Here is a 25,542-nt window from a genome sequence, read left to right as displayed (position 1 = left end):
GGGGTGCGGCGGCTATTCGGGGGGCGGATTACGGGCGCAAAGCCCCGCATCGTGGCGCTGGTCTCACCCAAGCCGCGCCCGGACGGCATCAACCTGTCGCCAAGCCCCGCGCGCCCCTTGTTTACTGGCCACCCGCAATCTAAGTCCAAGAACATGAAAAATCCCATGACCTACTTCAAGCGCGGCCCCGTCGTGTCGGTCGTCCGGCTGCAGGGCGCCATCGGGATGGGCCGGGCCGGCATGTCGGACCGGTCGGTCGCCGACATGCTCGACAAGGCGTTCAGCCGGGGCCGGCCGAAGGCGGTCGCGCTCGAGATCAATTCGCCCGGCGGCTCGCCGGTGCAATCCTCGCTGATCGGCGCGCGCATCCGACGCCTCGCCGAGGAGAAAGAGGTGCCCGTCATCGCCTTCGTCGAGGATGTCGCAGCCTCGGGCGGCTACTGGATCGCCTCGGCCGCGGACGAGATCTTCGCCGATGAAAGCTCGATCCTGGGCTCCATCGGGGTGATCTCGGCTGGGTTCGGCGCGCATGTCTTCCTGCAGCGGCAGGGCTTCGAACGGCGCGTGCACACGGCGGGCAAGTCGAAAAGCATGATGGACCCGTTCCGCCCCGAGAAGGAGGAGGATGTCGCGCGTCTGAACCGCCTGCTGGAGGAGCTGCACGGCAATTTCATCGGCCATGTGAAGGCCCGCCGCGAGGGCAAGCTCGCCGATAATCCCGACCTCTTCACCGGCGAGGTCTGGCTGGGCCGCAGCGCGGTCGATGTGGGGCTTGCGGACGGGATCGGCCATCTTGAGACGGAGATGAAGAAGCGCTTCGGCGAGGACGTGAAGTTCCGCCGCTACGGGCAAAAACGCGGCCTTCTGAGCCGCCTTGGCGCCGATGCCGCCGAGAGTGCCTTCCACCAGATCGAGGAGCGCGCCTCCTTCGCGCGTTACGGCCTCTGACGTGATCGTAAAGATCGTTCTTCTTTTCCTGATCTTCATGGGCGTGCTGGCGATGTTCGGCAAGCTGCGGGTGCCGGGCGCCAAGCAGCTGGCGAGCCGTAAGTGCAAGTCCTGCGGACGCTTCCGGATCGGCAAGGGCCCCTGTCCCTGCGGCGAGGGGACGAAACGATGATGGTCTATCTGACGGGCCTCCTGGGCCTCGCCATCCTGCTTCTGGCGGGCGACGCGCTGGTCAAGGGCGCGGTAAACCTCGCGCTGCGGCTGGGCGTGCCCGCGCTCATCGTGAGCCTGACCATCGTGGCCTTCGGCACCTCGGCGCCGGAGCTGCTGATCTCGATCAAGGCGGCGCTGGAGGGCGCCCCGGGGATCGCGCTTGGCAATGTCGTGGGCTCGAACACCGCGAACGTGCTGCTGGTGCTGGGCATCCCGGCGATGCTGGCGGTGATGCACACATCGAGCCACGACACGCGCAAGAGCTTCTGGATCATGCTGGCGGCGACCTTCCTGTTCATCGGGCTCGCCTTCCGGGGCGTGTTCGACTGGATCGCGGGCCTGATCCTCGTGGGCGTGCTGGCGGTGATCCTGGGCGATGCGTTCCGCGACAGCCTGAAGCACCGCAACGGCGCGCTGGAGGGCGCGGAGGACGACGAGGACCTCGAGGGGGCCGACCCGGACATGGCGTGGTGGAAAGTGCTGCTGTTCCTCGCGCTGGGCCTCGTGGGCCTGCCCGTCGGCGCGGACCTGCTGGTCGACAGCGCCCGGGTCATCGCCACGCGGTTCGGCGTCTCGGACACGGTGATCGGCCTGACCCTCGTGGCCATCGGCACCTCGCTGCCGGAACTGGCGACCACGGTGTCGGCGGCGCTCAGGAAGCAGGCGGACGTGGCGCTGGGCAACGTCATCGGCTCGAACATGTTCAACCTGCTGGCCATCATCGGCGTGGCGAGCCTGATCGCGCCCATCGACGTCGACCCGGAATTCCTGCGCTTCGATCTGTGGGTGATGCTGGCGGCCTCGCTGTTGCTCATCCCCTTCGTGCTGATGGGGCGCGATTTGACGCGGGCCTGGGGCATCGGCCTGACCCTCCTCTACGCGGCCTACGTGGCCTATGTTCTGAGCTGACCGCTCGAAGGAGACGAAGATGAGCGACGTGAAACGCGCCCTCGTGACGGGCGCCGGGCATCGCCTGGGACGGGCCATGGCGCTGTACCTTGCCGACCGGGGTCTCGATGTGGCGGTGCATTACAACAGCTCCGACCAAGCCGCCGAAGAGGTCGCAGGCCTGATCCGGGACAAGGGCCGGCAGGCGGTCACCGTGGGCGCGGACCTGCTCGACGAAGAGGCCGTGATGGGCCTGTTGCCCGCCGCCGCCGAGGCGCTGGGCGGGCCGGTCACGCATCTGGTGAACAACGCGTCGATCTTCGAGTACGACAATATCGACAGCGCCACGCGCGAGACCTGGGACCGGCACCTCGAAAGCAACCTGCGCGCTCCGTTCGTGCTGACCCAGGCGCTGGCCGCGCAGGTGCCGCCGCCCGTCGCGGACGAGAACGGCGAGCCGATGGCGCAGGGCCTTGTCGTCAACATGATCGACCAGCGGGTGCGCAAGCTGACGCCGGAATTCATGACCTATACCATCGCCAAGATGGGGCTGTGGGCCTTCACTCAGACGGCGGCGCAGGCGCTGGCGCCGAAGGTGCGGGTCAACGCGATCGGCCCCGGTCCGACGCTGCAGGGCGGACGGCAGAGCGACGCGCATTTCGCCAAGCAGCGCGCCGCGACGATTCTCACTCGCGGCGCCAACGTGGCGGACATCACCGGCGCCTTGGGCTATTTCGTCGATTCGCCGGGGGTGACGGGCCAACTTCTGTGCATCGATGGCGGCCAGCATCTGGGCTGGGAAACGCCGGACGTGGTCGGGGTCGAGTAAGTGACCCTGGGTCATGTTATGCACCGGCGCCGTTTGCGCAGCCTGTGACCGAAAATATACGATGGGATTCAGAACTTTGTCTGACGAATAAAAAAATACCCCAATAAATCAGTATGTTGAAAATGCGCCCAGAAATTAGGCAATGTAACAAACCGGTCGAAAACAAAGGGAAAATTCGCCCAATCCGAAATTTCCCCAGAGGTTTATCCACAGGTTTCGTGGATGCAAATTCGCTTGATCCGGAGGGAGTACAATTGCAGCGCAGCAATCGAATCATGCGGCCCTACACAGAATCATGAAATTTTGATGACGATGGCAGAGACAGAGCGCGAATCCGGCACGCCCCTGCGCGGGCATGACTGCATCCAGAGCTATCTGAAGACGCTCGATTCCTCGCCGGGCGTCTACCGGATGCTCGATGAGCAGAGCCGGGTTCTCTACGTCGGCAAGGCGCGCAATCTCAAGGCGCGGGTGTCGAATTACGCCCGGCCCTCGGGTCATTCGCGGCGCATCGCGCGGATGATCGCCGACACTGCCTCGATGATGTTCTTGACGACGCGCACCGAGACCGAGGCGCTGCTCTTGGAACAGAACCTAATCAAGCAGCTCAAACCCAAGTTCAACGTGCTGCTGCGCGACGACAAGTCGTTCCCGAACATCCTCGTCACCGGCGATCATGCCTTTCCGCAGATCAAGAAGCATCGCGGCGCCAAGCGCGAGAAAGGGTCCTATTACGGACCCTTCGCCAGCGCGGGCGCGGTGAACCGGACGCTGAACCAGCTGCAGAAGGTGTTCCTGCTGCGCAATTGCTCGGATTCGGTGTTCGAGACGCGCACGCGGCCCTGCCTCCTGCACCAGATCAAGCGCTGCAGCGCGCCCTGCGTCGGCCGGGTCACGGAGGCGGAATATGCCGAGACAGTGCGCGACGCGGAGCGCTTCCTGTCGGGGCGCGACACCAAGATCCAGGAGACGCTGGCGGCGCAGATGGCCGAGGCGTCCGAGGCGATGGAATTCGAACGCGCGGCGGCCCTGCGCGACCGGATCCGCGCGCTGACGCAGGTGCAGTCGGTGCAGGGCATCAACCCGCGCGGCGTGACCGAGGCCGACATCATCGCGCTGCACATGGAGCACGGGCAGGCCTGCGTGCAGGTCTTCTTCATCCGGGCGAACCAGAACTGGGGCAACCGCGATTTCTATCCCCGGGTGGGCGAGGACGTGGATGCCGCCGAGGTGCTCGAGGCGTTCATCGGCCAGTTCTACGACACCAAAGAGCCGCCCCGTCAGCTGATCCTGAGCCACGGGATCGAGAACCCGGACCTGATGCAGGAGCTCTTGTCGGACAAGCTGGGCCGGAAGGTCGAGATCCTCGTGCCGCAGCGGGGCGAGAAGGCCGAGCTGGTCGAGGGCGCCGCGCGCAACGCCCGCGAAAGCCTCGCGCGGAAGATGTCGGAGACGGCCACCCAGACGAAGCTCCTGCGGGGTCTCGCGGATGCCTTCGGGCTCGACGCGCCGCCCGAGCGGGTGGAGGTCTACGACAACTCCCATATCCAGGGCACGAACGCCGTCGGCGCGATGATCGTCGCGGGGCCGGAGGGATTCCTGAAAAGCCAGTACCGCAAGTTCAACATCAAGGGTGAGGACCTCGTCCCGGGCGACGATTTCGGCATGATGAAGGAGGTGCTGACCCGGCGCTTCAAGCGGTTGCAGAAAGAGGACTCGGATCGCGAGAAGGGCATGTGGCCGGACCTGCTGCTGATCGATGGCGGCGCGGGGCAGGTCTCGGCGGTGCACGGGATCATGGCCGAATACGGGGTCGAGGACATCCCCATGGTCGGGGTGGCCAAGGGCGTCGACCGCGATGCGGGCAAGGAAGAGTTCCACCGGAAGGGCCAGCGGCCCTTCGCGCTCAGGCACAACGATCCGGTGCTCTATTTCGTGCAGCGGATGCGCGACGAGGCGCACCGCTTCGCCATCGGGACGCACCGGGCCAAGCGGGCAAAGTCGATGGGCAAGAACCCCCTCGACGAGATCCAGGGTGTGGGCGCGTCGCGCAAACGCGCGCTTCTGGCGCATTTCGGCTCGGCCAAGGCGGTGAGCCGGGCGAACCTCGCGGATCTGAAGGCCGTCGAAGGCGTGTCCGAGGCGCTGGCGGAACGGATTTACGGCTATTTCCACGAGAAGGGTTAGCGCGCGGGCCTTGCGATCCGGGGCGGGGCCGGAGGGATTGCCAGGAGGGCCCGGGGTCGGTCTGTCCGGGCGGATCGCCGCGCCTTGCGAGGCCGCGCGGCGCGGGTCGCGGGCATCACACGGCGATGCGGGAGAGGCGCGCGCGCAGATCGTCCGGGATCGGCGTCGGGCGGCCATCGGCGCCGGTCAGCACGTTGACGAAGAAGCCGAGGCTCGCCGCCTCGTCCTCGCCCGCGCGAAAGAGCCCGATTTCGATCCGGAAGGACGACCCGCCCAGCCGCGCGACCCGCAGCCCCGCCGCGAGACGGTCGGGAAAGCCCACCTCACGGAAATAGGTGCAGCCGCTTTCGACGACGACGAAGCGCCAGGCGTCGGGGCCGCGGATCGTGATGCCGTTCTCGATCTGCCAATAGCTCATCGCGGTGTCGAAAAGCTCCAGATAGGTGGCGTTGTTGAGATGTCCGTATTCGTCGTTGTCGTTCCAGCGGGTCTGCAGATCGACGAAGGCGGGAAACCCCGCGCGGTCCGGAGGGGGCGTGCGCGGCATCAGGACCTCAGCAGTTGCGTGACGGCGGAGGCGGTCCAGCCCGCGACGAGCGCGATCACCACGGCGAGGATGCCGTAGATCAGCGGCTGGCCCTGCGCGAGGTTGAAGAGCCAGCGTCCAAGGCCGATCTTGCGCACGGCGATCTCGCGTTCGAGCTGGCCGACGACGCGGCCCTCGCGGGTCAGGAAGATGCGCGTGCGGTAAGTGCCTTCGGTCAGGTTGGCGGGCATCTGCACCCGGGCGGAAAAGAGCGTCTGTTCGCGCACCGACACCGACCCTTCCTTGAGCTGGTAGGAACCGCCCGCCTCGCGGATGCGGATCACCGCATCGGTGAAGACCTGGGCATTCTCGACCTCCACCGGCGCGCCCACCGACCGGATCGCCCGGGGGATCGAGACGTGGTGGCGCAGGTCCTCGACATTGCTGAGGACCTCTTCGAAGGGGGCCGAGGTGGCGATGGCGTAGAAGGAGGGGGCGAGGTCCACCTCCACCGCCTCGGTATTGGCCCAGACGCCCAGCACGCGCGCCTTGCGGTAGACGGTGAGCGGCACGAAGGGGCCTTCGACGGTGATGACCACGTCAAGCTCGCTGTCTTCGGGGATCGGATCCTCGCGCTTTACGGCGCCGTAGACGAGGATCTCGGAGCCGTCGAAATTGGTGGAGATGGAGACCTCGTCCTGGCTGAGATCGAGGACCACGTCCTCTGCGGCGCGGGCGGGCAGGGCGGCGGCCAGAAGCAGGGCCATGAGGACGAGAAGGCGCCGCATCAGCCCGCCTCCGCGATGACGAAGAGCTCTTCCGGGGTCAGGAAGAGGTCGAGCGCGAGCTTGAAACAGACCGCGAGAACCAGGCCCGCGAGGAGAATGCGCAGCTGCTCGGCCCGGAGTTTCGAGCCGATCACGGCCCCGACCTGCGCGCCCAGAACGCCGCCCACGATCAGTGCCACGGCGAGGATGATGTCCACCGTCTGGGTGGTCACCGCGTGCAGGAGCGTGGTGAAGGCGGTCACGAAGATGATCTGGAAGAGGGACGTGCCGATCACGACCTTCGTCGGCATGCCCAGAAGGTAGATCATCGCGGGCACCATGATGAATCCGCCGCCGACGCCCATGATCGCCGCCAGAACGCCCACCGCCGCGCCGACCATCAGGGGCGGAATGGCCGAGATGTAGAGCCCCGAGGCGCGGAAGCGCATCTTGAAGGGCAGCCCGTGGACCCAGACATGGGAATGGCGTTTCTTGCGCGTGCCGCCGCCGGATTTGGAGCGGCGCAGCGCCCGGACGCTTTCGATGAACATCAGCCCGCCGATCACGCCGAGGAAGATCACGTAGGCCAGCCGCACGAGCAGGTCGACCTGGCCCTGCTCCTTGAGGATGTTGAAGACCCAGACCCCGAAGCCCGACCCCACGAGACCGCCGGCGAGCAGCACGACCCCCATGCGCAGATCGACCGTGCGGCGTTTGAGATGGGCCATGACGCCCGAGACCGAGGAGGCCACGATCTGGTTGGCCCCGGTGGCCACGGCGACGGCGGGGGGGATGCCCATGAAGAACAGGAGCGGCGTGATGAGAAACCCGCCGCCCACGCCGAACATCCCCGAGAGCATGCCGACGAGCGTGCCGAGCCCCAGAAGCAGGATCAGGTTGACCGAAACCTCGGCGATGGGGAGGTAGAGCTGCATCGCTCCAGAATGTGCCGCGCCGGGCGGAAAGGCAATGTGATCCGGTGGGGTGCGGAGCCGAGGCTCCGCACGCTGGTCATGTTGCGGGCGCAGGCGCCCGCGCCGGTGGGGACTTGTGGCGGGGGGAGTGCGTTTTGCGGGGAGGGCGGGCGTGTGGAGCGGTGCGTGTTTGCGTATTTGGAAAGAGGCAAGGCGGGGGAGGGGCCTGTTGCGGGGGCGCGCGGGGTTCGGGTGGTTTGCCGGTGGCGCGGGTTGCGGATGCGTATTTGGAAAGAGCCAAGGCAGGGGGCCGGTGACGGTCGCCGGGCGCGGTGCGGATGGCGGGCGCGTTGGGCGTTTGGACAGCGGCCTTGCAGGTTGGGGGCTGGTGTCGGAAGCGTGGGGGGCGCGGCGAGGCAGGGGCAGGAGAGGCGCGGGCGCGCTTCCGGCCGGGGCGCGGCTCAGCCGACCTGGGTCTTGCCGCGGCGGTCGAGGCGCAATGCGGCGTAGAGCACATGGGTGCGCCAGCGGCCGTTGATCTGCAGGTAGCTTTGCGCCACGCCCTCGTATTTGAAGCCCGAGCGTTCCAGCAGGCCCCGGGAGGCCACGTTCTCGGGCAGGCAGGCGGCCTCGATCCGCGACAGGTCGAGCCGTTCGAAGGCGTAATGCACCATCGCCTCGATCGCCTCGCGCATGTAGCCCTGCCGCGCGAAGGGCGCGCCGATCCAGTAGCCCATCGTGCCCGATTGCGCGGGCCCGCGGCGGATATTGTCGAGGGTGAGCGCGCCGAGCAGGCTCTGATCCGCGCGGCGGACCAGGAAGAGCGGCACCGCCGTGCCGCCTGAGATCGAGCGGTTGGCCCAGTAGACGCGGTTGGTGAAGGCGCGCCGGGTCAGGTGATCGCCCGCCCAGGTGGGTTCCCACGGGGTGAGGAAATCGCGGCTGTCCTGGCGCAGGGCCGACCAGGCGTTGAAATCGCCGTGCACGGGCGGGCGCAGCGTCAGCCGCTCGGTCTCGATCTTCAATTTCCGGCGGCGGTTCAGCATCAGGCGGCGCGGGCGGCGTTCAGCGCCTCGAGCGAGGGGGCTTCGGCGACCGGGCCGTAAAGCGCGAGCGCGGCGGGGGCCGTGACCGCGAGGGCCTCGGCGAAGACGCGCACATCCTCGAGGCTCACGGCGTCGATGCGCGCGATGGTTTCCTCGAGCAGCGGCACCTTGCCCCAGATCTGCACCATCCGCGCCTGCCGTTCGGTGCGCGCGGAGGCGGATTCGAGCCCCATCAGCAGCCCGGCCTTGAGCTGCGCGCGGGCGCGGTCCAGTTCGGCGGGGCGGATATCGGAGGCCGCGCGCTTCATCTCGTCGATCACCAGGTGCGACAGCGCGGAGACTTCCTCGCCCGAGGTGCCGGCATAGATCGTCGTGGTGCCGGTATCGGCATAGGCGCCGGAATTGGCGAAGATCGTGTAGCAGAGGCCGCGCTTCTCGCGCACCTCCTGGAAGAGCCGCGAGGACATGCCGCCGCCCAGCACGGTGGAATAGATCTGCGCGGCGTAGAAATCCGGCGCGCGGTAGCCGGGGGATTCGAAGGCCAGCGCCATATGCGCCTGTTCCAGCGCGCGGGTCTCGCGCACCTCGCCGCCGCCGAAGCAGGCGGGGTCGGCGGCGCGGAAGGCGCGGGGCACCATGTCGCCGAACAGCGCCTCGGCCTGCTTGACGATGTGGTCGTGATCGACGGCACCCGCCGCCGACAGGATCAGCTGGTCGGGGCCGTAATGTTCGTCCACGAAGGCGGCGAGGTCGGATTTCGCGAAGCGCGAGACATTCGCCGAGGGGCCGAGGATCGACCGGCCGATGGCCTGGTCGGGATAGGATTTCTCCTGCAGCCAGTCGAAGATGATGTCGTCGGGCGTGTCGCGGACCTGGCCGATCTCCTGCAGGATGACGTGGCGCTCGGTCTCGATCTCGCGGTCGTCGAAGACGGGATTGCGCAGGATGTCAGCGATGAGCTCCAGCGCGAGCGGCACGTCGGGTTCCAGCACGCCCGCGAAATAGGCCGTGGTCTCGCGCGAGGTGTAGGCGTTGATATAGCCGCCCACATCCTCGATCTCCTCGGCGATCTTCAGCGCCGTGCGCGAGGCGGTGCCCTTGAAGGCCATGTGTTCGAGAAAATGCGCGATGCCGTTTTCCGTCTCGCGCTCGTGCCGGCCGCCCGCCGAGACCCAGATGCCGAGGGCGGCGGATTTCAGGTGCGGCATGGCCTCGGTGACGATGCGGAAGCCGTTGGGCAGCGTGGTGATGCGGGAAGTCAAAGGGCGATCCGCTCCTTGATGAGGGTTTCCAGTTCGGTGAGATCGTTGGCCGCGCGCGTCACGCGTTCGGGCCGGTCGAAGAGATCGGCCATGCGTTCGGGCAGGGGCGGGCGCAGGCCCGAGGCCTGTTCCACCGCGTCGGGGAATTTCGCGGGATGGGCGGTCGCGAGGGTCACCATCGGCACGGCGGGATCGAGATGCCGTTCGGCGACATGCACGCCGATGGCCGAATGGGGGCATAGAAGCTCGCCCATGGTGGCATGGGCGCGGGTGATCATCGCCAGCGTCTCCACCTCCGACGCGCGGCCGGAGGTGAAATCCTCGCGCAGTTTTTCGAGCGCGCCCTGGGAGACGTGGAAACCGCCCGCCTTCAGCTCGTCCATGAGCTGGGCGATGGCCGCGCCGTCGCGCCCATAAGCGTCGAAGAGCGCGCGTTCGAAATTGGAGCTGACCTGGATATCCATGGATGGCGAAATGGACGGTGCGACGCTGTCGGTCAGGTAATCGCCTGTGGACAGGCAGCGGTGCAGGATGTCGTTCTGGTTCGTGGCGACCACAAGCTTGTCGATGGGCAGGCCCATGCGCTTGGCGATGTAGCCGGCGAAGATGTCGCCGAAATTGCCAGTGGGCACGGTGAAGCTGACACGGCGGTCGGGCGCACCGAGCGCCACAGCGGAGGTGAAGAAATACACGACCTGCGCCAGAACGCGGCCCCAGTTGATCGAGTTGACGCCCGCAAGGCGCACCGCATCGCGGAACTCGAAATGGTTGAACATGTCCTTCAGCCGCGCCTGGCAATCGTCGAAATGCCCGTCGAGCGCGATGGCGTGGACGTTGGCCTCGGTCGGCGTGGTCATCTGGCGGCGCTGCACCTCGGAGACGCGGCCATGGGGGTAGAGGATGAAGACATCGACCGCATCGAGCCCGCGGAAGGCCTCGATCGCCGCAGAGCCCGTGTCGCCCGAGGTGGCCCCGACGATGGTCACCCGGTCGCCGCGGCGTTTCAGCGCCTCCTCGAACATCTGGCCGATGAGCTGCATCGCGAAGTCTTTGAAGGCGAGCGTGGGCCCGTGGAACAGCTCGGCCAGGAAATGGCCGGGTGCCAGCTGCACGAGCGGCGCGCGGGCGGCGTGCCCGAAGCTCGCATAGGCGTTCTCGATGAGGCGCATGAAGGTCGCGTCGTCGAAGGCATCGCCCACGAAGGGGCGCATCACGCGATAGGCGACTTCCTCGTAGGGCAGGCCGTGCAGGGCGCGGATATCGGCATGCGACATCTGCGGGATCGTCTCGGGCACGTAGAGGCCGCCGTCGCGGGCGAGGCCCGACAGCATCGTCTCCTCAAAGCCGAGCGCGGGGGCCTGCCCCCTGGTCGAGACGTATTTCATGTGGCGGGGCCTTTCGCGGTTTTGCGCGTGCGGGCGATGTAGAACACAGTCATAGCCGCCCAGATCGCGGCGAGCGAGAACCATGTGATCGCGTATTGCAGGTGGTCGTTCGGGATGCCGGTGATCGACACGGGCAGGGGCTGGATGCCCGGCGCGGGCGGGTCCTCGGCGCGGGCGATGACCAGAAGCGGTTCGGTCTGCAGCGCCTCGGCCATCGGCCCGATGTCGCGGGCGAACCAGGTGTTGCCGGCCTCGTCATTGGCGGGCGTCGAGGAGGTGCGGTCGTCGGGCCAGTGCAGGTTGCCGGTGATCGTGGCGGGGCCGGTGCGGCGCTCCGCGCTCTTGGCCTCGTTCGGGACATAGCCGCGGTCGAGCAGGATGGTGCGGCCGTCCTCCGTCGTGAAGGGGGCGATGATGCGGTAGCCCGCGCCCTGCGACTTGGTGGAGACGAGGACGTGCACTTCGCCGTCGCCGATCGCGCCGCCGAGTTCGACGGGCTGGTAGCGCTGCGCGCTGGGCGAAACCTCGGTGGGCAGGGGCTGGGGCGCGCCGTCGATGCGGGCCTCGATCTCGGCCAGGATGCCCTCTTTCCATGCGAGGCGCTGCACCTGCCAGGTGCCGAGCGAGATCAGGATCGCACAGCCGATGAGGCCGAAGAGAAGGGGGGCGATGAAGCGCATGGGGTCGGGCGGAATCCGCTTGGTTGGCTGGAGGATCGTCTATCGTCTGGCGCCAGTGGGTTCAATGGAGGGAATGGGAGGGGCGATGCGCAGCGGTGGCGCGGGTTCGGGTGTCGGTGCCACGTCGAGAGCGCCTGCCCGCGGGGTGGCGCAAAGACCTTGGAACGCAAGCGCTTTATGGCTGCCAAGTCATCGCGCAGAAGGAACGTCGCACTTGCGTCGCCAAAGCGCCAGCCCACCGGGGCGGGCAGGCGCTGGAGCGCGGCGGCTGCAAGCAGCCTTGTTCCGCGCTCCGGGTGCATCGCTGTGGCGGGTTTTGGCTGACACCATCGGTCCGAAAAAAGAAAACGCCCGGGCAAGCCGGGCGTTCTCTCGTGCAGGTCTCGTCCGCCCGGGCTCAGCCGCCCCAGACGTAGACGGCGGCGAAGAGGAACAGCCACACCACGTCGACGAAGTGCCAGTACCAGGCGGCGGCCTCGAAACCCACGTGCTTGGTGGGGGTGAAGTGGCCGCGCTGCAGGCGCAGCAGGCAGATGAACAGGAAGATCGTCCCGATGATCACATGCGCGCCGTGAAAGCCCGTCGCCATGAAGAAGTTGGCACCGTAGATGTTGCCGGAGAACCCGAAGGCCGCGTGCGAATATTCATAGGCCTGGAAGGCGGTGAAGATCAGGCCCAGCACGACGGCCAGGATCAGGCCGTTCTTCATGTCCTTGCGGTTGTTCTCGTGCACCAGCGCGTGGTGCGCCCACGTCGCCGCCGCACCCGAGCAGAGCAGGATCAGCGTGTTGATCAGCGGCAGGTGCCAGGGATCGAAGGTCTCGATGCCCGCGGGCGGCCAGACGCCGTCCACCGCCGGGCTTTCGGGGCCCATCGGGTACATGGCGTGTTTGAAGAACGACCAGAACCAGGCGAAGAAGAACATCACCTCGGACATGATGAACAGGATGAAGCCGTAGCGCAGGCCGATCTGCACGACCGGCGTGTGATCGCCCACCTGGCTTTCGGCGATGACATCGGACCACCATGCGAACATGACGTAGAGCACGCCCACCAGTCCGATGAGGAACATCCACGGCCCGCTGTCCTTCATCCAGAGGACCGCGCCGAAGAGCATGACGAAGCCCGACACCGCCCCGATGAAGGGCCAGATCGAGGGGTTGAGGATGTGATAATCGTGGTTTTTCGCGTGCGCCATGTTTGTTCCCTCGCTCGCTTTCGCGTTGTTCAGTTGGTCTCGGTGTTCCCGGTTCCGAGACCTTCGTCAACCGCTGCCACGTCTTCGGGCAGGTCGATTTCGTAGAAAGTGTAGGACAGGGTGATGTGCTTGAGGTTCTTCGCGTCGGCATCCTCGACGATCTCGGGATCGACGAAGAAATTGACCGGCATCTCGACCCGTTCGCCGGGCATCAGCACCTGCTCCTGGAAGCAGAAGCATTCCACCTTGGAAAAGTAGCTGCCCGCGATGAAGGGGGCGACGTTGTAGCCCGCCTGTCCCGCGATGGGCCGGTCGGTGGGGTTGTAGGCTTCGTAGAAGGCCAGCCCGTCGCCGCCGATCTTGACCGTCATCTCGGTCTGCATGGGGCGGAATTCCCAGCCGAAGCCCTTCTCGGTATTGGCATCGAAGCGCACGGTGATCTCCCGGTCGAGCACCGTCTCGGACGAGGCCGTGGCCGTGCCGGTCGTGCCGCCGTAGCCGGTGACCGCGCAGAACCAGTCGTAAAGCGGCACGGACGCCCAGGCCATGGCGCCCATGAAGGTCGCCACGCCTACGAGCTGGGTCACGGTCTTGGTCTTTGCGTCCATCGCCATCACTGATCTCCCACGATGGTGGAATTGGCGCGCGGCACCTCGAAATCGCCGCGCGTGACCTTCACGAAGGTCAGGCCGAAGACGATGCCGATCAGCGCCACGAGCGTCAGGCCGACGCCCATGTTGCGGCTGAACCGGCGGGTGTGGATTTCGTGTTTATGCGTGAGGCTCACAGGAAGACCTCCCAGGTCAGTCCGAAGCGCGCCAGCGCCTGGTCGGCGAGGATCGCGCCGAAATGGGCGAAAAGATAGAGCAGCGAGAGTTTGAAAAACTTGCGCTCCACGAGGTAGTTGTCGGCCTCGGCCATCGCCTCGTCGCGGCGCCAGATCGCCACGGCACCCTTGAGAAAGAGCGCATTCAGGATCAGCGCGGAAGCGAGGTAGACCGGGCCCGCGACGGCGGTGACACCCATGGCGAGGGCGAGTGCCGCCAGCAGAACGGTATAGATCAGGATATGGCGGCGGGTGGCGGGACGGCCATGGGTCACGGTCAGCATCGGCACGCCCGCATCGTCGTAATCCGAGCGCATGAACAGCGCCAGCGCCCAGAAATGCGGCGGCGTCCACATGAAGATGAGCGCGAACATCAGCACCGATTCGATGGACACGCCGCCGGTGGCCGCGGCCCAGCCGATCATCGGGGGAAACGCGCCCGCGGCGCCGCCGATGACGATGTTCTGCGGCGTCGCGCGCTTCAGCCACATCGTGTAGATTACAGCATAGAAGAAGATGGTGAAGGCCAGAAGACCCGCGGCGACCCAGTTGGTCGCGAGGCCGAGGAACACCACCGAGAAGGCCGAGAGCGCAAGGCCGATGGCCAGCGCCTCGTCGCCCGAGACGCGGCCCGACGGGATCGGGCGCTTGGCGGTGCGGCGCATCACGGCATCGATATCGGCATCCCACCACATGTTGAGCGCGCCCGAAGCGCCGCCGCCGATGGCGATGAACAGGATCGCGCAGAAAGCGACGAACGGATGCATCCCGCCGGGCGCGGCCAGCAGGCCGACAAAGGCCGTGAACACCACAAGCGTCATCACGCGCGGCTTCAGCAGCGCGAAATAATCACTGAATTGCGGCTCGTCCTGATAGGCGGTTTGCAGCGAAACGTCGGTCATTCAACACTCGGCGGGGTCAGGGGAAGGGGGGCGGCGCGGGTGGTCCCGCGCCGACCGGGATCGGGGAAGAGATCAGTCGGCGGAGGCGAGCTGGACCGCCTCGGCGGGTGCCGGGGCCGCGTCGTTGGAGGCGTATTCCTCTTTCATCTGCACCAGCCAGTCGGCGTATTCCTCTTCGCTGACCACCTTCACGGTGATCGGCATGTAGGCATGGGCGATGCCGCAAAGCTCGGAGCACTGGCCGAAATAGATGCCTTCACGCTCGGCCTCGAACCACAGCTCGGCCAGGCGGCCCGGGATGCCGTCCTGCTTCACGCCGAAGGCCGGGATGGTCCAGGAATGGATCACGTCGCCGCCGGTGACCTGCACGACCACGGTCTTGCCCACGGGCACCACGACCTGCGTGTCGGTGGCCAGGAGGAAGTGCTCGGGCTCGTAGCCGGCCTCGATCAGCTGCATCTCGACTTCCTCGGTGTAGGAATTGTCGCCGCCGGTCGCGGGCGAGCCGATCATGTAGCTGTCGAAGCCGAAGCCCTCCTCGGGGTACTCGTAGCCCCAGTACCACTGGTAGCCGGTCGCCTTGATGAAGATGTCGCCCTCGGGAATTTCCTGCTGCTTGAAAAGCACCGGCAGCGAGAAGGCGCCGATGAAGACGAGGATCAGAATGGGCACGACGGTCCAGGCGATCTCGACCGGAGTGTTGTGGGTGAAGCCCGCGGGCTCGGGGTTGGCCTTGCGGTTGTAGCGCACGATGCACCACAGGATGAGACCCAGCACGAACAGAACGATCGCGGTGATGATGATGTTGATCATCCCGTCGAGCCATTGCAGATCGCGTGCAAGCTCGGTTACGGCGGGCTGGAAACCCATGCCGCCAGCCGAGGGCGCGCCGACCACTTCGTCGCTCTGGGCGAAGGCCGGTGCGGCGAGCGTGGCCGCAAGGAGGCTAGAGAGCATCGTTTTAAGTCGCATATGTCACCTTGATCGGTTCAGTCGTTCCAGCGTCGGTCGGGGCGAAGGCCGCGTCGAACGGTATGCCGCGGAATCCCCGATTTGTTTCTCCGGCGCTTCAAACCATATTCTTACAGCCAGATAAAGATGGATGCTTGCGGCAAAGAGCCGCTTTCGCTCAATCCGACCAAAGAAGGGTTCCCCCATGTCCGACGCGCCGTTCCGCCCGCTTGAGACGCATCTCGACCACGAGGCCGCGCTGTCGCGCCTGCGCAGCGCCCTCGATGGCGCCGAGGACGGCGAATTGTTCTTCGAGCGAAAGCGCAGCGAGGGCATCGTTTTCGACGACGGTCGGGTCAAGACCGCCAATTACGACGCCTCCGAGGGATTCGGCCTGCGCGCGGTCAGGGGCGAGGTGGCGGGCTACGCCCATTCGACCGAGATCAGCGAGGCGGCGCTTGCGCGCGCGGCGGAGACCGCCCGGCTGGCCATCGGCGATGGTGGCGGCGTCATGGCGCCCGCGCCGTCGCCGACGAATCGCAGGCTTTACACCGACGCCGATCCCATCGCGGGGCTGAGTTTCGCCGCCAAGCTGGAGACCCTGCGCGAGATCGACGCCTTCCTGCGCGACCTCGATCCGCGCGTCGTGCAGGTGTCGGCCTCGCTCGGCGCGTCGCTGCAGGAGGTGACGATCCTGCGCGCCGATGGCGGGCTGGTCAGCGACACGCGGCCGATGACCCGGCTCAATATCAGCGTCATCGTCGAGGAGAACGGCCGCCGCGAACAGGGCACGGCGGGCGGCGGCGGGCGTGTCATGCTGGACGGTCTGGTCACACGCGCGGATTGGGAGGCGAAGGCGCGCGAGGCGCTGAGGATCGCAACGGTGAACCTGCGCGCCGAGGCCGCGCCCGCGGGCGTCATGGATATCGTACTGGGCCCGGGCTGGCCCGGCATCCTTCTGCACGAGGCGGTGGGGCATGGGCTCGAGGGCGATTTCAACCGCAAGGGCAGCTCGGCCTTTGCCGGGCTCATGGGCCAGCGGGTGGCGGCGCCGGGCGTGACCGTGCTCGACGATGGCACCATCCCCGACCGGCGCGGGTCGATCACCGTGGATGACGAGGGCACGCCATCGGGCAAGAACGTGCTGATCGAGGACGGCATCCTCGTGGGCTACATGCAGGACCGCCAGAACGCGCGGCTGATGGGCGTGGCGCCCACCGGCAACGGGCGGCGCGAAAGCTACGCGCATATCCCGATGCCGCGGATGACCAATACCTACATGCTGGGTGGCAATGCCAAGCGTGAGGACCTCGTGGCCGAGCTGAAGGACGGCATCTACGCGGTGGGCTTCGGCGGCGGGCAGGTGGATATCACCAACGGCAAGTTCGTCTTCTCCTGCACCGAGGCCTATAGGGTGAAGGACGGCAAGGTGGGCGCGCCGGTGAAGGGCGCGACGCTGATCGGCGACGGCGCGACGGCGCTGCAGCAGATCCGCGGGCTGGCCGACGACATGGCGCTCGATCCGGGCATGGGCAATTGCGGCAAGCAGGGCCAGTGGGTGCCGGTGGGCGTCGGCCAGCCCTCGGTGCTGATCGGCGGGCTGACGGTGGGCGGCGCGCAGGGCTGAGCGCCATCGCCGCGGCGCCTTCCCGCCGCAATCGCGCCGCGGCTCTTAAGCTTATGTTAAGGCGCCGGGTGCTATACCTGATTCTGCAAGCAGACGGGGACGGGCGAATGGCCGAAGACCATCCTTCTTCCACTCACCCCCCAATCCCACCCACCACGGAAGACGACCGTTTTGACCGGCTCCGTCTCTTGCGCTCACGGCGCGTCGGCATCGCCACCTACCGGCGGCTCATGGCCGAACACGGCACCGCCCGGGCCGCGCTCGATGCGCTGCCCGACATCGCCCGCGGGGCGGGCCTTGCCGATTATCACACCTGCCCGGACGCCCTGGTCGACGCGGAACTGCGCGCGGGCCGCCGCGAGGGCGCGCGGCTGATCTTCGAGGGCGAGCCGGATTATCCTTCCGCCATGTGCGATATCGACGATGCGCCGCCCTGTTTCTGGGCCATCGGCGACGTGGCCGTGCTGTCGCGCCCGCTGGTCGCGATGGTGGGAGCGCGCAACGCCTCGTCGCTGGGCCTGCGCATGGCGCGGGCGCTGGCCGCCGATCTGGGCGCGGCGGGCCTCGTCGTGGTCTCGGGCCTTGCACGCGGTATCGACGCGGCCGCCCATGACGCCGCGCTGCGAACCGGCACGGTCGCAGTGATGGGCGGCGGGGTCGACGTGCTCTACCCGCAGGAAAACGCCCGGCTCGCGCAGGAGATCGTCGCCGCGGGCGGGCTCAGGATCAGCGAACAGCCGATGACGCTGGCGCCCAAGGCGCGCCATTTCCCGCTGCGCAACCGCCTGATTTCGGGGCTGTCGCGCGCGGTGATCGTGGTGGAGGCGGCGTTGAAATCGGGCTCGCTCATCACCGCGCGCACGGCGCTCGACCAGGGCCGCGATGTGATGGCGGTACCGGGGCATCCGTTCGATGCGCGGGCGGGCGGCTGCAACGCGCTCATTCGCGACGGGGCGCAGCTGGTGCGCGGCAGCCGGGATGTGCGCGCGGCTTTGGGCATGGCGCCGTTCGCCGACATGGCGCAGGCGGCAGGCGCTCATGACATCGCGCTCAGAGCCGGCGCCGGTGGCCCCGACGCGCCATGCGCGGTGACGGCGCCGGTGCCGGGCACCGATCGCGGTCCCGCGGATCGCAGAACCCTGCGCGAGACCGCCGATCTGCACAGCCAGATCCTGCAACGGTTGGGCCCGTCGCCCATCGCCGAGGACCAGCTGATCCGCGATCTGGATCAGCCCATGGGTCGAATCGGACCGGTGCTGACCGATCTGGAGCTGGAGGGTCGAATCGCCCGCGCGCCGGGTGGCATGTTGGCGCTGAAACTGGCCTGAGCGGTCGAAAAGGTCACACTCTCAAGGCGAAAGGCGAGCCGAACAGGGTGATATTGCACAAATCCCCGGCGAAGACTTGCGCATGCCTTCATCTGCCTTAGTCTTGAGCGGTGCCGGTTGCTGTGCTTTCCGGATGAAATGAATGGAATACGGGACAAAAAACTTATGAAGAAAGTCGCTTTGCTGCTCGCTGCGACGCTCGGCCTCGCCGCATGCGCGGACGAGACGTTCGACGTCGTCATCACCGTTGATCCCATCTACGCCAAGGACGGCACGGTTGTGGATTACCGCCCGACGGTCATCGCGCCCGCAGAAGGCGGCTGATCGGATCTCAGCGGACCGAAAGGCCCGTATCGGAAGCGAAAACGCGCTGCGATCCCCGCAGCGCGTTTTCTGTTTCGGGCCCTGCCGGCGTCGTCTTCGGGCCATGTCACCAACGCCGCCGCGGCGCGCCGTCGCGGGCGCCGCCGGAAACCGCGCGATGACGCCCGCCGCCGCCGTTTGACATTGCGCGCTTGCACCCCACGTCCTGCGCGGCCATATCACATCCGTCATTTTCCGAGGTTTTTTCATGCCCGTCGTCGTTGTCGAGTCGCCCGCAAAAGCCAAAACGATCAATAAATACCTGGGCTCCGATTACACGGTTTTGGCCTCCTACGGCCATGTGCGCGACCTGCCCCCGAAGGATGGATCGGTCGATACCGATAACGGTTTCGACATGACCTGGGAGGTCGCGACCGACAGCCGCAAGCACGTCAAGGCCATCGCCGATGCGCTGAAGGACGACAATTCGCTCATTCTCGCGACCGACCCCGACCGCGAGGGCGAGGCGATCTCGTGGCACCTCAAGGAGGCGCTGACCAAGCGCAAGTCGATCAAGAAGGACACCGCCGTCAGCCGCGTGACCTTCAACGCGATCACCAAGGACGCGGTCACCGAGGCGATGAAGAACCCGCGCGACATCGACGCGCCGCTGGTCGAGGCCTATCTGGCGCGCCGCGCGCTCGATTACCTCGTGGGGTTCAACCTGTCGCCGGTCCTGTGGCGCAAGCTGCCGGGCGCGCGCTCGGCGGGGCGGGTGCAATCGGTCTGCCTGCGGCTCATCGTCGAGCGCGAGATGGAGATCGAGGCCTTCCGCGCGCGCGAATACTGGTCGGTGAAGGCGCAGCTGAAGACCCAGCGGAACCAGAGCTTCGAGGCGCGGCTGGTCAGCCTTTCGGGCAAGAAACTCGACCGCTACGACCTGGAGAACGAGACCCAGGCCGAAATGGCGGTGCAGGCAGTCAAGAGCCGCGACCTGACCGTCACCTCGGTCGAGGCCAAGCCCACGAGCCGCAACCCCTCCGCCCCCTTCATGACCTCGACCCTGCAGCAGGAGGCCAGCCGCAAGTTCGGCATGGGCGCCAAGGTCTGCATGTCGACCGCACAGCGGCTCTACGAGGCCGGGCACATCACCTACATGCGGACCGACGGCATCGACATGGCGCCCGAGGCGGTGAGCGAGGCGCGCGACGCCATCAAGGACCGGTTCGGCGCGGAATATGTGCCGAGCAGCCCGCGGATCTACAAGAACAAGGCCAAGAACGCGCAGGAAGCGCATGAATGCATCCGGCCCACCGACATGACCAAGGATGCCGGCGCGCTGGGCCTGCGCGACGCGGACCAGAAGAAGCTCTACGATCTGATCTGGAAGCGTACGCTGGCCTGCCAGATGGAGGCCGCCCGGCTGGAGCGCACGACGGTCGAGATCGGCAGCCGCGACGGCGAGGTGGGCCTGCGCGCCACCGGCCAGGTGGTGCTCTTCGACGGGTTCCTGCGGGTGTACGAGGAGGGCCGCGACGACGTCGTGGATGACGACGACAAGCGCCTGCCACAGATCATGGAGGGCGAGAAGACCGCCAAGGAGGGCGTCACGCCCGAGCAGCATTTCACCCAGCCGCCGCCGCGCTACACCGAGGCGACGCTGGTCAAGAAGATGGAAGAGCTGGGGATCGGGCGCCCGTCGACCTATGCGAGCGTGATCTCGACGATCCAGGACCGCGAATATGTCCGCAAGGACAAGAACCGGCTGTTCCCCGAGGACAAGGGGCGGATCGTGACGATCTTCCTGCTGAATTTCTTCAAGCGCTACGTGGAATACGATTTCACCGCGGCGCTGGAGGAAGAGCTCGACGACGTGTCGGCGGGCGAGGCGGATTACAAGGAGCTTTTGTCGAAGTTCTGGCGCGATTTCTCGGCGGCCATCGCCGAGACTTCCGAGCTGCGCATCGCCGAGGTGCTCGACGTGCTCGACGACGCGCTGGCGCCGCAGCTTTATCCGCCGAAGGAGGATGGCAGCGATCCGCGCATCTGTCCGCTTTGCGGGGAAGGCTCGCTGCATCTCAAGACCTCGCGTTCGGGCGGCTTCGTGGGCTGCTCGCGCTATCCCGAATGCCGCTACACCCGGCCCATCGGGGGCGATGCCGCCGAGCAGGGCGACCGGGTGCTGGGCGAGGACAATGGCGACGAGATCTCGCTCAGGTCGGGCCGGTTCGGGCCTTACGTGCAGCGCGGCGAGGTGACCGAAGAGAACAAGAAGCCGCCGCGCGCCAGCCTGCCCAAGGGCTGGTCGCCGGATGACATGGATCTCGAGAAGGCGCTGACGCTGCTGTCGCTGCCGCGCGAGGTGGGCAAGCATCCCGAGGATGGCGAACCCATCGAGGCGGGCATCGGGCGCTACGGGCCGTTCGTGAAGCACGGCAAGCTCTACGCGAACCTCAAGGAGGTGGACGAGGTCTTCGAGATCGGCATCAACCGCGCGGTGGACGTGCTGGCCGAGAAGGCGGCGAAACGCGGCGGCGGTCGGGCGGCGGCCAAGCCTCTGAAAGAGCTTGGCGAGCATCCCGAGGCGGGCGGCGCGATGAACGTGATGGACGGGCGCTACGGACCCTACATCAAGTGGGAAAAGGTCAACGCGACCCTGCCCAAGGATGTCGCGCCCGAGGATGTGACGGTGGCCATGGCGGTCGAACTGATCGCCGAGAAAGAGGCCAAGTCCGGCAAGGGCAAGAAGAAGGCCGCGCCGAAGAAGAAGGCTGCCGCGAAGAAACCGGCGGCCAAGAAGGCTGCAGCGAAGAAATAGACGCCCGGGCGCGCCGGGCAGACGCGGCGTGCACAATCGGCCCAGTGGGCGGCGATGCCGCCCCGGGAGGCGTGCGCGTCATGCTTGCGCCGCACTGGCCGCGCGCCGCCGCAGCTCGACAGCCACGCCGGGGATTGCGGGCATCATGCAGGGCTGCAGGATCCCGCCGGGACCGTCGGGCCTGCCCTTTGCATCGATGCTGCGTTTGCATTGACTTCACCCCGGGCGCTCGCCACAAACGGGCGGAAATCAACGCTTACGGGGGAAGACTTCCATGCAGAAAGTCTACAATTCCGCTGCCGAGGCGCTCGAGGGTCTGTTGCACGACGACATGCTGATTGCGGCCGGGGGCTTCGGCCTCTGCGGCATTCCCGAGTTGCTTCTGGAGGCGATCAAGCAATCCGGTGTCAAGAACCTGACCTTCGCGTCGAACAATGCGGGTGTGGACGATTTCGGCATCGGCATCCTGCTGCAGACGCGGCAGGTGAAGAAGATGATCTCGTCCTATGTGGGCGAGAACGCGGAATTCATGCGCCAGTACCTGTCGGGCGAACTGGAGCTGGAATTCACCCCGCAGGGCACGCTCGCGGAGCGGATGCGCGCGGGCGGCGCGGGTATTCCGGGCTTCTACACCAAGACCGGCTACGGCACGCAGATCGCCGAGGGCAAGGAAGTGAAGGAGTTCGACGGCGAGAACTACATCCTCGAGCGCGGCATCTTCGCGGACCTCTCCATCGTCAAGGCGTGGAAGGCCGACACGACCGGCAACCTCGTCTTCCGCAAGACCGCGCGGAACTTCAATCCGCCCGCGGCCATGTGCGGCAAGACCTGCGTGGTCGAGGTGGAAGAGATCGTCCAGCCCGGAGAACTCGACCCCGACAACATCCACCTGCCGGGCGTCTACGTGCACCGGCTGATCCAGGGTGCGCATGAAAAGCGCATCGAGAAGGTCACCACGCGGAAGAAAGCGGCCTGAACCATGGCGGGCGCTGCGGTGAAATCCAGGCGATTGAGTTCGGTCCTCGACGAGCGTTCGGCAATGGCGGGCTTTTCGCGCCTGTCGCTTGCGATCGTCATCACCAATCCGCAGGTGCCCGACAATCCGATCGTCTACGTCAACGACGCGTTCGAGCGGATCACCGGGTACGCGCGGTCGTCGGTCATCGGGCGGAACTGCCGCTTCCTGCAGGGCGAGCGGACCCGCAAGACCGACGTGGACCGCATCCGAACCGCCGTGGAGAACGGCCGCGAAGTGTCGGTCGATATCCTGAACTACCGGGCCTCGGGGCAGCCGTTCCTGAACCGGCTGACCATCGCGCCGATCCTCGACGAGCAGGGCAACCCGTTGTATTTCCTCGGCTTCCAGAAGGAATTGCGCGAAGATGAGGACGAGTCGGTCTCTAACGACACCATTCTCGACCTGCTGCTGGGCCGGGTGCATGGCGACCTCGGGCTGATCCTGCGCAATATCGCCCATCCGGATATCCGCGAGAACCTCACCGAGCCCATGACCGAGATCGAGGCCATGCCGCGGCGGCTCGATTGCATCCAGCTCGTCTACGAGGAGATGCAGAAGGCCGACCGCGAACTGGACCGTGCCGGGCTCGATCTCGGGGCGCTGTTGAGCCGCATCGCCGCGAACGTGACCCATCACGAAAGCCGCCCCGGCATCCGCGTGGTGCAGCAATTCGAACAGATGGAGGTCGGGCTGGACGACGCGCTGAGGATCGCGCTGATCCTGTCCGAGACGCTGTCCAACGCCTTTTCGCATGCCTTCGTCGGCCTCGACAGCGGCTTCGTCGACCTGCGGGTGACCAAGCTCGCGGCGGGGGGATTGCGGCTGATCCTGTCCGATGACGGGGTCGGCATCCCGGCCAAGATCGACTGGCCCTCGAACAACACGGTGGGCGGTCGGCTGATCGCCTCGCTGCTCGACGGGCTCGATGCAACCATCAATGTCGCGCGCGGCGCGGCGGGCACCGTCGTCATGGTCGACGTGCCCGTGCACCCGCACGACCTCGCAAAAAAAGGAGCATGAGACATGCCTTGGGATCGTGAACAGATGGCGGCGCGTGCCGCCCAGGAACTCGAAGACGGCACCTATGTGAATCTCGGCATCGGCATCCCGACGCTGGTGCCGAACTACATCCCCGAAGGCGTGACCGTCACGCTGCAATCGGAAAACGGCATGCTGGGCATGGGCCCCTTTCCCTATGAGGGCGAAGAGGACCCGGATCTCATCAATGCCGGCAAGCAGACCATCACGGAGCTGCCCGAGACCTCCTATTTCGACAGCGCCACCTCGTTCGGCATGATTCGCGGCGGCAAGATCGCGGCGGCCATCCTCGGCGCCATGGAAGTGTCCGAGAAGGGCGACTTGGCGAACTGGATGATCCCCGGCAAGCTGGTGAAGGGCATGGGCGGCGCGATGGACCTCGTCGCGGGCGTGCAGCGGGTCGTCGTGGTGATGGATCACCAGAACAAGGCGGGCGAATCGAAGCTGCTGAAGGAATGCACCCTGCCGCTGACCGGCAAGGGGGTCGTGGACCGTATCATCACCAATCTCGGCGTGCTGGACGTGACCCACAAGGGTCTGCACATCCAGGAATGCGCCCCGGGTGTGACCCGCGAGGACATCATCGCGGCCACTGACGCCAAAATTGTCTGAAGACCTGCGGTCGGGCAGCGCGGCCGCCTTCATCGTCGCGACCGCCGCCTACCCGATGGACCAGCTGCCAGACTGGGCCGCCTATGCCGCCAAGATCGAGGCCTGGGTGGCCGAGGCCGCGGGGCAGGGCGCGCAGCTTCTGGTCTTTCCCGAATACGGCGCGATGGAGCTGGCCACGCTGGCAGGCCCGGAGGTGGCGGGCGATCTAGAGGCCTCGCTGCACGCGGTGTCGGCCCGGATCCCCGAGGCCGACGCGCTGCACCGCGATCTGGCCATGCGGCACGGCGTGCACATCCTCGCGGCCTCCGCGCCGGTCTTCGATCCGGAGATCGGGCCGCGCCCGGTGAACCGCGCGCGGCTTTTCACACCGGACGGGCAGATCGGCGTGCAGGACAAGCAGATCATGACCCGGTTTGAGCGCGAGGTCTGGGGCGTCGTGCCGGGCGGCCCGCTGCGCCTTTTCGACACGGCGCTGGGGCGGATCGGCATCCTCATCTGCTATGACGGGGAATACCCGCTGCTGGGCCGCGCGCTGTCGGAGGCCGAGATCCTGCTCATGCCCTCCTGCACAGAGGCGCTGACGGGCTATTGGCGGGTGCGGATCGGGGCCACGGCCCGCGCGCTCGAGGCGCAATGCATCGCGGTCATGGCCTCGACCGTGGGCGATGCCCCCTGGTCTGAGGCGGTGGACACCAATTGCGGCGCGGGCGGCGTCTTCGGCCCGCCGGATACGGGCTTTCCGGCCACGGGCGTGCTGGCCGAGGGCAGGCTGAACGCGCCCGGCTGGACCTATGCGCGGGTCGATCCCGCGCAGGTCGCGGCGGTGCGCGCGGATGGCGTCGTGCTGAACCGGGCGCATTGGGCGGACCAGACAGGCCGCGACGGCATTGCCGCACTGCAGCGGCTCCGGTGATATTGCCTCTTGAAAAAAGCTTGAAACGGGCTCATTTACCGCGCATCGCATCGCTTTCCCTCGGGGAGCGGTGCAAACCCCAATGCAGGAGAGACCATGGCCAAGGAAGATACGCTCGAATTTCCCGGTGTCGTGAAGGAACTCCTGCCGAATGCGACGTTCCGGGTCGAGCTAGAAAACGGCCATGAGATCATCGCGCATACGGCAGGCAAGATGCGCAAGAACCGCATCCGGGTTCTGGCTGGCGACAAGGTCCAGGTGGAAATGACGCCTTACGACCTGACCAAGGGGCGGATCAACTACCGCTTCAAGTAAGCCGAACCGCAAGATCGGGATCGGCGATGACAGGGGCCTCCGGGCCCC

The 25,542-nt window shown here is 66.6% G+C and carries 25 protein-coding genes and 1 pseudogene; 14 read left to right on the top strand and 12 right to left on the bottom strand.

The genetic code is table 11. The features are described 5' to 3' along the window. The first annotated feature begins 153 nt into the window (after positions 1-153). The 5 genes and pseudogenes from BW990_RS13820 to uvrC all read left to right on the top strand — a co-directional run bounded on the left by BW990_RS13820 (position 154) and on the right by uvrC (position 5,065). Positions 154-948, top strand: coding sequence for a S49 family peptidase (locus tag BW990_RS13820; protein WP_076448687.1), 795 nt, complete (start codon positions 154-156; stop codon positions 946-948). A 1-nt stretch (position 949) separates the two neighbouring features. Further along, positions 950-1,120, top strand: coding sequence for a hypothetical protein (locus tag BW990_RS22130; RefSeq protein ID WP_200798052.1), 171 nt, complete (start codon positions 950-952; stop codon positions 1,118-1,120). Next, entirely contained in the window at positions 1,117-2,070 is a 954-nt protein-coding gene (locus BW990_RS13815) for a calcium/sodium antiporter (RefSeq protein WP_407690139.1), read from the top strand. Before BW990_RS22130 ends, BW990_RS13815 begins: the two co-directional genes overlap by 4 nt. Before the next feature lie 16 nt (positions 2,071-2,086). Next, a pseudogene (locus BW990_RS13810) lies at positions 2,087-2,878 on the top strand (SDR family oxidoreductase); the annotation flags it as partial. Positions 2,879-3,190: 312 nt separating this feature from the next. Further along, entirely contained in the window at positions 3,191-5,065 is a 1,875-nt protein-coding gene (gene uvrC / locus BW990_RS13805) for an excinuclease ABC subunit UvrC (protein WP_407690138.1), read from the top strand. Positions 5,066-5,180: 115 nt separating this feature from the next. Here the strand turns inward: uvrC and BW990_RS13800 are convergent, their stop codons facing one another. The 12 genes from BW990_RS13800 to coxB all read right to left on the bottom strand — a co-directional run bounded on the left by BW990_RS13800 (position 5,181) and on the right by coxB (position 15,543). Beyond that, complete coding sequence (locus tag BW990_RS13800) at positions 5,181-5,612, bottom strand: acyl-CoA thioesterase (RefSeq protein WP_076448683.1); 432 nt, start codon at positions 5,610-5,612, stop codon at positions 5,181-5,183. Beyond that, positions 5,612-6,379 carry a TIGR02186 family protein gene (locus BW990_RS13795; protein ID WP_200798051.1) on the bottom strand — a complete coding sequence of 256 codons (768 nt, stop codon included), beginning with the start codon at positions 6,377-6,379 and terminating at the stop codon, positions 5,612-5,614. Before BW990_RS13795 ends, BW990_RS13800 begins: the two co-directional genes overlap by 1 nt. Beyond that, the gene (locus BW990_RS13790; protein ID WP_076448678.1) at positions 6,379-7,293 is read right to left on the bottom strand and encodes a sulfite exporter TauE/SafE family protein; all 915 of its coding nucleotides are present in this window, start codon (positions 7,291-7,293) and stop codon (positions 6,379-6,381) included. The genes BW990_RS13795 and BW990_RS13790 overlap by 1 nt, the downstream gene beginning before the upstream one ends. 440 nt (positions 7,294-7,733) lie before the next feature. Further along, a complete protein-coding gene (locus tag BW990_RS13785) occupies positions 7,734-8,318 on the bottom strand; it encodes a GNAT family N-acetyltransferase (protein WP_076448675.1) in 585 nt (194 codons plus the stop codon). Next, complete coding sequence (locus tag BW990_RS13780) at positions 8,318-9,580, bottom strand: M16 family metallopeptidase (protein WP_076448674.1); 1,263 nt, start codon at positions 9,578-9,580, stop codon at positions 8,318-8,320. Before BW990_RS13780 ends, BW990_RS13785 begins: the two co-directional genes overlap by 1 nt. Next, positions 9,577-10,965 carry a threonine synthase gene (gene thrC, locus BW990_RS13775; RefSeq protein WP_076448673.1) on the bottom strand — a complete coding sequence of 463 codons (1,389 nt, stop codon included), beginning with the start codon at positions 10,963-10,965 and terminating at the stop codon, positions 9,577-9,579. Before thrC ends, BW990_RS13780 begins: the two co-directional genes overlap by 4 nt. Next, entirely contained in the window at positions 10,962-11,645 is a 684-nt protein-coding gene (locus tag BW990_RS13770) for an SURF1 family protein (RefSeq protein ID WP_076448672.1), read from the bottom strand. The genes thrC and BW990_RS13770 overlap by 4 nt, the downstream gene beginning before the upstream one ends. 397 nt (positions 11,646-12,042) lie before the next feature. Continuing rightward, complete coding sequence (locus BW990_RS13765) at positions 12,043-12,843, bottom strand: cytochrome c oxidase subunit 3 (protein WP_076448671.1); 801 nt, start codon at positions 12,841-12,843, stop codon at positions 12,043-12,045. Between the two features lie 29 nt (positions 12,844-12,872). After that, positions 12,873-13,457, bottom strand: coding sequence for a cytochrome c oxidase assembly protein (locus tag BW990_RS13760; protein ID WP_076448670.1), 585 nt, complete (start codon positions 13,455-13,457; stop codon positions 12,873-12,875). Then, positions 13,457-13,630: a hypothetical protein gene (locus BW990_RS22125; RefSeq protein ID WP_200798050.1), complete on the bottom strand. Its 174-nt coding sequence runs from the start codon at positions 13,628-13,630 to the stop codon at positions 13,457-13,459. Before BW990_RS22125 ends, BW990_RS13760 begins: the two co-directional genes overlap by 1 nt. Further along, on the bottom strand, positions 13,627-14,571 hold the full coding sequence (cyoE, locus tag BW990_RS13755) for a heme o synthase (protein ID WP_076448669.1): 945 nt from the start codon (positions 14,569-14,571) through the stop codon (positions 13,627-13,629). The genes BW990_RS22125 and cyoE overlap by 4 nt, the downstream gene beginning before the upstream one ends. Positions 14,572-14,643: 72 nt before the next feature. Further along, the gene (gene coxB, locus BW990_RS13750) at positions 14,644-15,543 is read right to left on the bottom strand and encodes a cytochrome c oxidase subunit II (RefSeq protein WP_076448668.1); all 900 of its coding nucleotides are present in this window, start codon (positions 15,541-15,543) and stop codon (positions 14,644-14,646) included. Between the two features lie 184 nt (positions 15,544-15,727). Between coxB and tldD the strand changes: the two genes are divergently transcribed. From tldD to infA, 9 genes are all read left to right on the top strand, one after another. Beyond that, complete coding sequence (tldD, locus tag BW990_RS13745; RefSeq protein WP_076448665.1) at positions 15,728-17,149, top strand: metalloprotease TldD; 1,422 nt, start codon at positions 15,728-15,730, stop codon at positions 17,147-17,149. Positions 17,150-17,256: 107 nt separating this feature from the next. Then, positions 17,257-18,477, top strand: a complete 1,221-nt coding sequence (gene dprA, locus BW990_RS13740) for a DNA-processing protein DprA (protein ID WP_076448663.1) — start codon at positions 17,257-17,259, stop codon at positions 18,475-18,477. 165 nt (positions 18,478-18,642) lie between these two features. Beyond that, complete coding sequence (locus tag BW990_RS21895) at positions 18,643-18,801, top strand: hypothetical protein (protein WP_159441657.1); 159 nt, start codon at positions 18,643-18,645, stop codon at positions 18,799-18,801. A gap of 247 nt (positions 18,802-19,048) precedes the next feature. Beyond that, positions 19,049-21,598: a type I DNA topoisomerase gene (gene topA, locus BW990_RS13735; protein ID WP_076448661.1), complete on the top strand. Its 2,550-nt coding sequence runs from the start codon at positions 19,049-19,051 to the stop codon at positions 21,596-21,598. Between the two features lie 274 nt (positions 21,599-21,872). Further along, the gene (locus tag BW990_RS13730) at positions 21,873-22,574 is read left to right on the top strand and encodes a CoA transferase subunit A (protein ID WP_076448658.1); all 702 of its coding nucleotides are present in this window, start codon (positions 21,873-21,875) and stop codon (positions 22,572-22,574) included. A gap of 3 nt (positions 22,575-22,577) precedes the next feature. After that, positions 22,578-23,636 carry a PAS domain-containing protein gene (locus BW990_RS13725; RefSeq protein ID WP_076448657.1) on the top strand — a complete coding sequence of 353 codons (1,059 nt, stop codon included), beginning with the start codon at positions 22,578-22,580 and terminating at the stop codon, positions 23,634-23,636. A 3-nt stretch (positions 23,637-23,639) separates the two neighbouring features. Beyond that, the gene (locus tag BW990_RS13720; RefSeq protein WP_076448655.1) at positions 23,640-24,266 is read left to right on the top strand and encodes a CoA transferase subunit B; all 627 of its coding nucleotides are present in this window, start codon (positions 23,640-23,642) and stop codon (positions 24,264-24,266) included. 55 nt (positions 24,267-24,321) lie between these two features. After that, entirely contained in the window at positions 24,322-25,179 is an 858-nt protein-coding gene (locus tag BW990_RS13715) for a carbon-nitrogen hydrolase family protein (RefSeq protein WP_076448756.1), read from the top strand. A 96-nt stretch (positions 25,180-25,275) separates the two neighbouring features. Continuing rightward, entirely contained in the window at positions 25,276-25,494 is a 219-nt protein-coding gene (gene infA, locus BW990_RS13710) for a translation initiation factor IF-1 (protein ID WP_005978431.1), read from the top strand. Positions 25,495-25,542: the final 48 nt, after the last annotated feature.

This window comes from Roseivivax lentus (assembly GCF_900156805.1).
Classification (GTDB): Bacteria; Pseudomonadota; Alphaproteobacteria; order Rhodobacterales; family Rhodobacteraceae; genus Roseivivax; species Roseivivax lentus.
Note: the sequence above shows the minus strand (reverse complement) of the source record. Positions and strands in the feature narration are given on the sequence as shown.